This window comes from Vibrio sp. Y58_MX_L22, assembly GCF_024181865.1.
Lineage (GTDB): Bacteria > Pseudomonadota > Gammaproteobacteria > Enterobacterales > Vibrionaceae > Vibrio > Vibrio alginolyticus.
This window is the reverse complement of record NZ_JAMZAN010000001.1, coordinates 1,142,250-1,151,091: the sequence shown is the minus strand read 5'-3', so window position 1 is coordinate 1,151,091 and position 8,842 is coordinate 1,142,250. Positions and strand designations below refer to the sequence as shown.

The window sequence follows — 8,842 nt, the reverse complement described above, 5'->3', positions numbered from 1 at the left end:
AAGCGTTGTGAGGCGTTGAGCTAACCTGTACTAATTGCCCGTGAGGCTTAACCATACAACACCCAAGGGGTTTTGATGGACTCAATGAAAGAACATTGAATGTGTAAGAACGAGAATTAAACACAGCTTTCCGAATTAAAGAATTTGCTTGGCGACCATAGCGTTTTGGACCCACCTGACTTCCATGCCGAACTCAGAAGTGAAACGAAATAGCGCCGATGGTAGTGTGGGGCTTCCCCATGTGAGAGTAGGACATCGCCAGGCTTTAGTTTTATTTTCACTTTTTCGAAAAGTGAAGACAAAAGCGGACATTTGCTTATTAAAGCGAGTGATACCACTGCGGAGTGGTAGTTCAGTTGGTTAGAATACCGGCCTGTCACGCCGGGGGTCGCGGGTTCGAGTCCCGTCCACTCCGCCACTTATTTGAGCGTCGTCTCAATAAACACGAATTACAGGGGTGTAGCTCCAATTGGCAGAGCAGCGGATTCCAAATCCGCGTGTTGGGAGTTCGAATCTCTCCACCCCTGCCATACTCTAAAGCCTCAGCAGTAATGCTGGGGCTTTTTTGCATCTGAAGAAAAGAGAATCTGACTAGTTGGAGAGTTGTCGATTCCTCTGATACCAAAGTATCGGGGGATTGAAAGTTCATATCTCCGGGATATTGGTCCACTTCACCTATCCCCCATATTCATAAGCTCTGGCTTAGGTCAGGGTCTCTTTTATTCCTAACGTATAGTTTCGATGTCAGGTGTATGTTTATCCAACGAATATGGCATACCTTTGCTTCAGATAGTTTTATTTTCTAGTAATGTAATTACTAAATGTTGATGTATCGCTTTGCTCTTTCTGTTTTACCTTCGAATTTCATAACACTTTTTCTTCGTTATCGAGCACATCTGATTCACAATCTATTGAAAGGTCAGTGGTTACATTGGCTTGGATGATTACTGACTTGGTTCCTGTTATCATCATGCATTAATGCTAATAATTAGGAAGTAAGTTTATGCCACATTTTCGATTCCGTGCTGTAGAGCCACAAGCTGTTCAGGCATTATCAAAACCCCTTACGGATGAACTTCAGCCTCTAATGGACTGTCCGCGTGAGGATTTTACTTTTGAGTATATCTACACTACGTTTTTCAATGAGGGTGAGGTGAGTGCTGCATATCCTTTTGTCGAAGTGCTTTGGTTCGACCGTGGCCAGGAAGTGCAAGATGAAGTTGCCAAGCTTATTACGCAACAAGTGCGCGCTATCGCTGGTGCCGATATTGATGTTGCAGTTATCTTTTCCGCCTTATCTCCTAAAGCTTATTACGATAATGGCGAACACTACTAAAGGTTAAAGGCTATGAGGCTGAGTTTCATTGTAACTTTGGGTTTATGTTTCTCAGCTTCAGTATGTTCTACTCCTTGGGAGTCCGCGGTTAATCCTACCCGAAACTCTTCCTCCTCTATTGGTAGTTATGCTAACGGTTGTTTAGATGGTGCATTACCCTTACCTCTCGATGGCGTTGGTTATCAAGTCTTACGTAGTAAAACGAAGCGCTACTATGGGCACCCTAAAACGATAGAGTTTATTGAAAATCTGGCGCTTAAAGCTCACCAAAATCTCAACACCACTCTGCTGATTGGTGATTTGTCTTTACCTAGAGGTGGAAGGTTCTCGTCTGGTCATTCTAGTCATCAAACCGGGTTAGATATCGATATTTGGTTAAGACTTGCTGACCATCCGCTTTCTTATAACGAATTACAACTTCCTAAGCCAATGAGTGTGGTGGATTTAAAAGGTTATTCCATACTTAATCAGCGCTGGGAAGAACGGCACTTTAAGCTAATTCGGTACGCTTCAAAAAGTAAGGATGTTGCACGAATTTTTGTACATCCTGTTATTAAGGAGCAACTTTGCTTGCAAGAAAACGGCAAAGATCGTTCTTGGTTACGTAAAGTACGTCCATGGTGGGGGCATCATTACCACTTTCACGTCAGGTTATCTTGTCCTGATTCGAGCGACTATTGTGTTGATCAAGCACCACCTCCAGTAGGTGATGGCTGCGGTGTTGAGCTCGCAAGTTGGGCCCCGAAAGCAAAACCTATTGATACCCCTCCACGGGTAAAAACAACCTCTAAGCCTAAACGAAAAAAAGTCGTTCCACCTCAATGCTTGCCGCTTATCAATCCTAATTAGTGTTACTCTTCAAGTTTATCTGTACTTGGTGATTTCTTTTATGAAACTGGAGAAACATCATACTTTTGTCTACATTGAATAGTACCAATACAAAAACTAACCCAATTAGTTTTGGGGACATATTATAGAAATCTAAATTAAACAAAGAGTTGTAGTATGGGTAAGTTGTAACTTCTCTGTTTAGAAAAAGATCTTTCGTCACGATACTCTGGTTTCTTAGCAATATGTCTGTCAGTTGGCTAAAAAGCGATAACAACGCAGACAAGTGTGTAAGGCAGGGATATGCCCTTTTCCTGTTAGAAGAGTAAATCAAGGACAAAACCATGACTATGATTTGTGCAAAAGAATTTGCAGAGTGGTTAAGACACAGATTTAGCAGTGATACTAAAGGAGTCTCTTTGACTCGAGAGGATGTGAATCACCTGACTGGGCGTCAACGCCTTGATCCGGGTTTTGTTAATGATGTGCATTATGAGCTGATGCAATATGGAATGGCTTTCGTTACTGATACGAGCCGAGAAAACTTTTATTTAATACCTGTTTCTCAAGCGGAAAATTGGCGTGAGAGACTAGAGTATCATTTTGAAAAAGAGCTGTTCTGCAATATTATCCCTATTGAAAAATCAGGTTGAGAAAAGGTTCAACTTTGATGCCAAAGTTGAACCTAATTGCTCTTATGCTAACCCTTGAATAATCACGAATTTTTCAAGCAACTGCTCTTCAGTTTCGACATGGTTCGGATCAGTGATTATGCATTTTGTAATTGGACACACTGACTGACAGGTCGGCTTTTCGTAATGGCCCTTACACTCTGTACATAGCGCTGGATCAATTTCGAAAATGCTCTCTCCCATACTGATTGCCCCATTGGGGCATTCGGGATCACACATGTCGCAGTTAATGCATTTATCAGTAATGAGCAAGGCCATGGTTACTTACCAGTCGGATTACGGGTGTCCTGCCCTGAGTTTAGATTACGCATTAATAGGCCATATTCTAAATCTAGCTCTGCTGGTACTGGAATGAATACAAAGTGACCGTTTCCTTTCGCGTCTTCAATAGACTCTGATTTGCGGTTTTCCATTGCCTCTAGCGTGAAAACAATATTGCCTTTTGGCGTCATTAGTTCAAGGCTATCACCGACAAGAAACTTATTTTTTACTTCTACTTCAGCCATGTCACCACGACGTTTGCCAGTGAATTCACCAACAAACTGTTGAGCATCAGAGACTGAGTAACCGTAATCGTAGTTTTGGTAAGTATCGTGTGTATGACGGCGTAGGAAGCCTTCAGTGTAGCCACGGTGAGCTAGGCTTTCTAGTGTACCCATTAGGCTTTCATCGAATGGTCGACCTGCTACAGCATCATCAATTGCTTTACGATAAACTTGAGCGGTACGTGCGCAGTAGTAGAACGATTTAGTACGACCTTCAATTTTCAATGAGTGAACACCCATCTTAGTTAATCGTTCAACGTGCTGAACCGCTCGTAGGTCTTTAGAGTTCATGATGTAAGTACCATGCTCATCTTCGTAAGCCGCCATTTTTTCTTCTGGACGGTGCGCTTCAGAAAGCAGAACGACTTCATCTGTTGGTTTGCCGCGACCAATTGTGGTTTCAGGGCGCTCGTCTTGTACTTCGACAGGCTGTGCTTCAGTCGGGTCGAATTTCTCTACGATATCACCAGCGTCGTTTTCTTTACCCTCTTCAACTTTGTATTCCCAGCGGCATGCGTTAGTGCAAGTGCCTTGGTTAGGGTCACGTTTGTTGATATAGCCAGAAAGTAGGCAACGACCTGAGTAAGCCATGCATAATGCACCGTGAACGAATACTTCAAGCTCAGTTTCAGGGCAATGCTCACGAATTTCTTCGATTTCTTCTAGAGACAGCTCGCGAGAAACGATCACACGTTCCACGCCATTCGCTGCCCAGAACTTAACGGTCGCCCAGTTTACAGCGTTTGCTTGTACAGAAAGGTGAATTGGCATTTCTGGGAAAGCTTCACGAACCATCATAATTAGGCCTGGATCTGACATGATCAATGCGTCAGGACCCATCTCTACGATTGGCTTAAGATCACGGATGAACGTTTTTAGCTTCGAGTTGTGTGGTTGAATGTTACATACCACATAAAGCTTTTTGCCTAGGGCGTGGGCTTCATCGATACCGATTTTTAGGTTCTCGTGGTTAAACTCGTTGTTACGTACGCGAAGGCTGTAGCGAGGTTGGCCAGCGTAAACTGCATCTGCCCCGTAGGCGAATGCGTAACGCATGTTTTTCAGGCTGCCCGCTGGAGATAGTAGCTCAGGCACGAATGCTTTCTCAGTTGTCATTGCTCAATTCTCTTTTATCTGATCACAAGTCAGGCCAATTCCACCTAATGGAAATGGGGCGCAAATTTTACGTCAAAATGTGAACTGTGACTAGGGTAATTGTGCTTCAGATAGAAAAACGCCCTCAAAAAAAGTGAGGGCGTTATGGTTAACCTTTATACAATATTATGCGTTAGGATTCGGTAAGCCGCCTAGCGCATCGTATAAGTTGGGAAGGAAAGCACTGAACTCTCCACACATTAGAGAGAAGTCTGCATCAAATCGAGCTGCTTGATCTTCACGTGGAATATCATCGTTTTGATCTTTCAATTCATCAGAGAATTTTAGACGTTTGATGCCCGCATCTTCCGTCATAATGAACTCAATACGATCTTGCCAATTAAGCGCAAGTTTCGTCACGACTTTATCCGCAGCGATGTGGTTGCGGATTTCATCAGTGGTTAGCTCTTGCTTCTTACAGCGAATCACACCACCTTCTTCAAGTACGGATTTTAGCTCAGCTTCGTCCATCATGCTGATACCTTGAGGTGTGTCACCGCTTTTCACCCACTCGGTTAGCGTAGTTTCAATCGCCACTTCTGGAATAGCAGGAACAACAGGTAAACTACCCATGGTTTTACGAAGCAATGCTAATACATCTTCTGCTTTTTTATAGCTGCTTGCATCAACAAGGATAAAACCTTCTTTTGGCATGATGAGCACGTGAGTGTGGCTGCTGCGGCTGAATGCGCGCGGCAGTAAATCCATTACGATGTCATCTTTCAGGTTGTCTTTCTCTTTCTTCTTCAGAGGACGACCTTCTTGCGCTTCCATTGCTTCTACTTTTGCATTCAATGATTCTTTGATCACAGAGGCAGGTAGCATTTTCTCTTCTTTCTTGGCGCAAATCAGAATGCGGTTTTCTGACACGTGAGTCATCATATCGCCATGTCTACCCATTGCACTGACCCAGCCAAATTTCTGTTTGTCTTGACTGCCACACGGGGTGAATCGGAATTCAGACAGCTGAGTTTCTAGTTGTTCGGCGTTAAAAGTAACCTCGCGGTTAACGCGGTATACCAGACAGTTTTTAAACCACATAAATCTTCTCTAGGCTTGATGACAAGGGACTAATCATAGGGAATTTTTGTGCTGATGTCTTAATAGAAATGAAAAATATCCGAATGAACCTCAAAAGAAAGTTATATGAAAATTTGTTTTCAAAGGTCACAAAAGTGTCATAATTGGTAGTGATAATGCTTATGCATAGAGAGGCGCTTTGTCTCTTAAATTCATTAGCTCAACGAACATAAGGTTACTCAATTATGTCTAGAAGGATTCTGGTTGTTGAAGACGAAGCTCCTATTCGCGAAATGCTGTGCTTCGTACTTGAGCAGAAAGGTTACCAAGCGGTAGAAGCGGAAGATTACGATACTGCAGTAACCAAACTGGCTGAACCCTTCCCTGATTTAGTTTTACTGGATTGGATGTTACCAGGCGGTAGTGGCATTAACTTCATCAAACATATGAAGCGAGAGGAATTAACGCGCAACATTCCAGTTGTGATGCTTACCGCTCGTGGTGAAGAAGAAGATAAAGTGCGCGGTTTAGAAGTCGGTGCGGATGACTACATTACCAAGCCATTCTCTCCTAAAGAGTTGGTTGCACGCTTAAAAGCGGTGATTCGTCGCGTAACCCCTACTGCACTAGAAGATGTAATTGATGTACAGGGATTAAAGCTTGACCCTGTATCGCACCGTGTTACGGCTAATGATGCGCCATTAGACATGGGCCCAACAGAATTTAAGATGCTTCATTTTTTCATGACGCATCAAGAACGCGTATACAGCCGTGAGCAGCTATTAAACAATGTTTGGGGCACCAACGTGTATGTCGAAGACCGTACAGTCGATGTCCATATTCGCCGTCTGCGTAAAGCGTTGGAAGCTGCAGGGCATGATAAGCTGATCCAAACTGTTCGTGGTGCTGGATACCGCTTCTCGACGAAGGCATAAATTAACACGCAGCTTATCGGTACCATTTCTGGAGTTATGAGTGGTTGAAAGATTAACGTGGAAAAAGCTGGCCTGGGAGCTGGCTTTTTTTTACACCCCATGGGTGATAGTAGGTTGGATATTCGGTTATATGCCGTGGTTGCTTTTGGCTGCTACGGCATTGCAGCTTGTGTGGCATTTGCATAACCAAGTACGTTTATCTTCTTGGTTATGGGATGAAAAACGCCTCACGCCACCATCTGGTAGTGGTAACTGGGAATCTTTGTTCAATGGGTTGTATCGCTTACAACAGCGCCAACGCCGCAAACGAAAAGAACTTACTAATCTTATTCGTCGATTCCGAAATGGTGCAGAATCGCTACCCGATGCGGTAGTGGTATTCCGTGCTGAAGGAAATATTGTTTGGTGCAACAAGCTGGCTCAGCACTTACTGGGCTTCCATTGGCCAGAAGATTCAGGTCAACCTATCTCCAATCTCATTCGTACACCTGATTTTATCAAGTACCTCAACAAGAAAGACTTCTTAGAGCCATTAGAAATGCGTTCACCACTCAACGTCGAACGCATGCTGGAATTGCGTATCGTACCGTATACCGAGGGTGAGCACTTGATGGTAGTGCGTGATGTGAGCCAATTAAAACAACTTGAGGGAATGCGTCGCAACTTTTTTGCCAACGTATCTCATGAACTGCGTACACCAATGACGGTGCTACAAGGTTATCTTGAGATGACAGAAGACCCTGATATGGTCGTGGGTCCAATGTGGAGCAAAGCTCATGGTGTCATGACGGAGCAGCTTAACCGCATGAACAGTTTGGTGAACCAACTACTGACACTATCTAAAATTGAAGCGGCACCTATGCATGAGCTTGAGGAAGTCGTGAATGTGCCCGCGATGCTTGAAGTGTTAGAAAAAGAGGCGGTTAGCCTTAGTGGGGACAACCAACATAAATTGAAATTTGATGTTGATGCTAGCCTACGCGTGCTGGGCGATGATGACCAGTTACGTAGTGCTATCTCTAACCTCGTTTATAATGCCGTCAAATACACACCGCCTGGTGCGAACATTAATGTTCGTTGGTTCCAGACCTCTCAAGGCGCATGCTTAGAGGTGGAAGATAGTGGTGATGGTATTGAACCTCAGCACCTCCATCGACTTACTGAGCGTTTTTATCGAGTGGATAAAGCAAGATCACGTGATACTGGTGGAAGTGGTTTAGGGCTTGCCATTGTAAAACACGCGCTGAGTCACCATGACTCTCATTTAGAAATTCACAGTGAAGTAGGCGTGGGTAGTAAGTTTTCTTTCGTATTGCCTGAGCGTTTGGTGGTGAAATAATGGCTTTACGATTGGCAAAAACATTCAGTTTATTCGCGCTTGTTTGTTCTTGTATGGCTGCTGCTCAAGATAAACCATTGCCGACTTATCATAAAACGACGGGGATTGTCGGGAACTTGCTCTCTGTTGGCTCCGATACACTTGCGGGTATGACAACGCTTTGGGTTGAAGAGTTTAAATCCATTTACCCGAATATTAATGCGCAAGTCCAAGCGTCTGGCTCTTCTACTGCCCCTCCAGCATTGACCGAACAAACAGCTCAGTTTGGTCCCATGAGCCGCCCTATGCGTTTAAGAGAGGTTGAAGCGTTTGAACGTGAACATGGCTACAAGCCAACGGCGCTTAGGGTAGCCATCGATGCAATCGGTATTTTTGTTCATCAAGATAATCCAATTCAAGGTCTTAACTTTAGTCAATTAGATGCTTTGTTTTCTGCCACGCTACGCTGTGGTGAAAGTCAATTTGTAACAAACTGGCAGCAACTCGGTCTTGAATCACAGTGGGCAAAGCGAAACGTACAGTTGTTTGGTCGTAACTCCGTTTCTGGAACTTATGGTTACTTCAAAAGTAATGCCTTGTGTGGCGGCGATTTCAAGACTCGAGTTAACGAGCAGCCAGGCTCCGCGTCAGTTGTGCAAGCTGTAGCGTCAACCATCAGTGGAATTGGTTATTCCGGTGTCGGTTATCGAGTGGCAGGCGTGCGCTTAGTCCCTGTGGCTAAAATGGGAAATGACTACGTGACTCCAACGCGAGAACATATTGTTAGTGGTAAGTACCCACTATCACGTTACTTATATGTTTACGTGAATAAGCACCCTGATTACCCATTAACACCAATTGAAGCTGAGTTTATTCGCTTTATCTTTTCTGCTCAGGGACAAGCGTTGGTTGAGAAAGATGGTTATGTGCCCATTACGGCAGACTTTGCAGAAGAAGAGTTAAAAAAAGTCGGCCTGTAAGCCGACTTTTTATTTAGGTATGGACAGTACGAG

The 8,842-nt window shown here is 44.0% G+C and carries 9 protein-coding genes, 2 tRNA genes and 1 rRNA gene; 9 read left to right on the top strand and 3 right to left on the bottom strand.

Annotated elements, in window-relative coordinates; translation table 11 throughout:
* Window positions 1-147 precede the first annotated feature (147 nt).
* From rrf to NL626_RS05055, 6 genes are all read left to right on the top strand, one after another.
* A 5S ribosomal RNA gene (gene rrf / locus NL626_RS05080) occupies window positions 148-264 on the top strand.
* Window positions 265-341: 77 nt separating this feature from the next.
* A tRNA-Asp gene (locus NL626_RS05075) sits at window positions 342-418 on the top strand.
* Window positions 419-453: 35 nt separating this feature from the next.
* Window positions 454-530, top strand: a tRNA-Trp gene (locus NL626_RS05070).
* Between the two features lie 473 nt (window positions 531-1,003).
* Window positions 1,004-1,336, top strand: a complete 333-nt coding sequence (locus NL626_RS05065; protein ID WP_017633933.1) for a DUF1904 domain-containing protein — start codon at window positions 1,004-1,006, stop codon at window positions 1,334-1,336.
* Window positions 1,337-1,348: 12 nt separating this feature from the next.
* Window positions 1,349-2,185, top strand: coding sequence for a penicillin-insensitive murein endopeptidase (gene mepA, locus NL626_RS05060; protein ID WP_253657044.1), 837 nt, complete (start codon window positions 1,349-1,351; stop codon window positions 2,183-2,185).
* 323 nt (window positions 2,186-2,508) lie between these two features.
* On the top strand, window positions 2,509-2,817 hold the full coding sequence (locus NL626_RS05055) for a hypothetical protein (RefSeq protein WP_005381765.1): 309 nt from the start codon (window positions 2,509-2,511) through the stop codon (window positions 2,815-2,817).
* 42 nt (window positions 2,818-2,859) lie between these two features.
* Here NL626_RS05055 and NL626_RS05050 read toward each other — a convergent pair whose 3' ends face one another.
* The 3 genes from NL626_RS05050 to rdgC form a co-directional block, all read right to left on the bottom strand.
* Window positions 2,860-3,114 (bottom strand): YfhL family 4Fe-4S dicluster ferredoxin, encoded by a 255-nt coding sequence (locus NL626_RS05050; RefSeq protein ID WP_005381763.1) that lies wholly within the window; start codon window positions 3,112-3,114, stop codon window positions 2,860-2,862.
* 2 nt (window positions 3,115-3,116) lie between these two features.
* Entirely contained in the window at window positions 3,117-4,517 is a 1,401-nt protein-coding gene (gene yegQ, locus NL626_RS05045; RefSeq protein WP_005381754.1) for a tRNA 5-hydroxyuridine modification protein YegQ, read from the bottom strand.
* Between the two features lie 165 nt (window positions 4,518-4,682).
* Window positions 4,683-5,597: a recombination-associated protein RdgC gene (gene rdgC / locus NL626_RS05040; protein ID WP_005381753.1), complete on the bottom strand. Its 915-nt coding sequence runs from the start codon at window positions 5,595-5,597 to the stop codon at window positions 4,683-4,685.
* Between the two features lie 224 nt (window positions 5,598-5,821).
* Here rdgC and phoB point away from each other — a divergent pair, with 224 nt between their 5' ends.
* The 3 genes from phoB to NL626_RS05025 are packed head-to-tail and all read left to right on the top strand — an operon-like array spanning window position 5,822 to window position 8,809.
* The gene (gene phoB / locus NL626_RS05035; protein ID WP_005381752.1) at window positions 5,822-6,511 is read left to right on the top strand and encodes a phosphate regulon transcriptional regulator PhoB; all 690 of its coding nucleotides are present in this window, start codon (window positions 5,822-5,824) and stop codon (window positions 6,509-6,511) included.
* A 40-nt stretch (window positions 6,512-6,551) separates the two neighbouring features.
* The gene (gene phoR, locus NL626_RS05030; RefSeq protein ID WP_253657043.1) at window positions 6,552-7,850 is read left to right on the top strand and encodes a phosphate regulon sensor histidine kinase PhoR; all 1,299 of its coding nucleotides are present in this window, start codon (window positions 6,552-6,554) and stop codon (window positions 7,848-7,850) included.
* Window positions 7,850-8,809: a PstS family phosphate ABC transporter substrate-binding protein gene (locus NL626_RS05025; RefSeq protein ID WP_005381750.1), complete on the top strand. Its 960-nt coding sequence runs from the start codon at window positions 7,850-7,852 to the stop codon at window positions 8,807-8,809. The genes phoR and NL626_RS05025 overlap by 1 nt, the downstream gene beginning before the upstream one ends.
* Window positions 8,810-8,842: the final 33 nt, after the last annotated feature.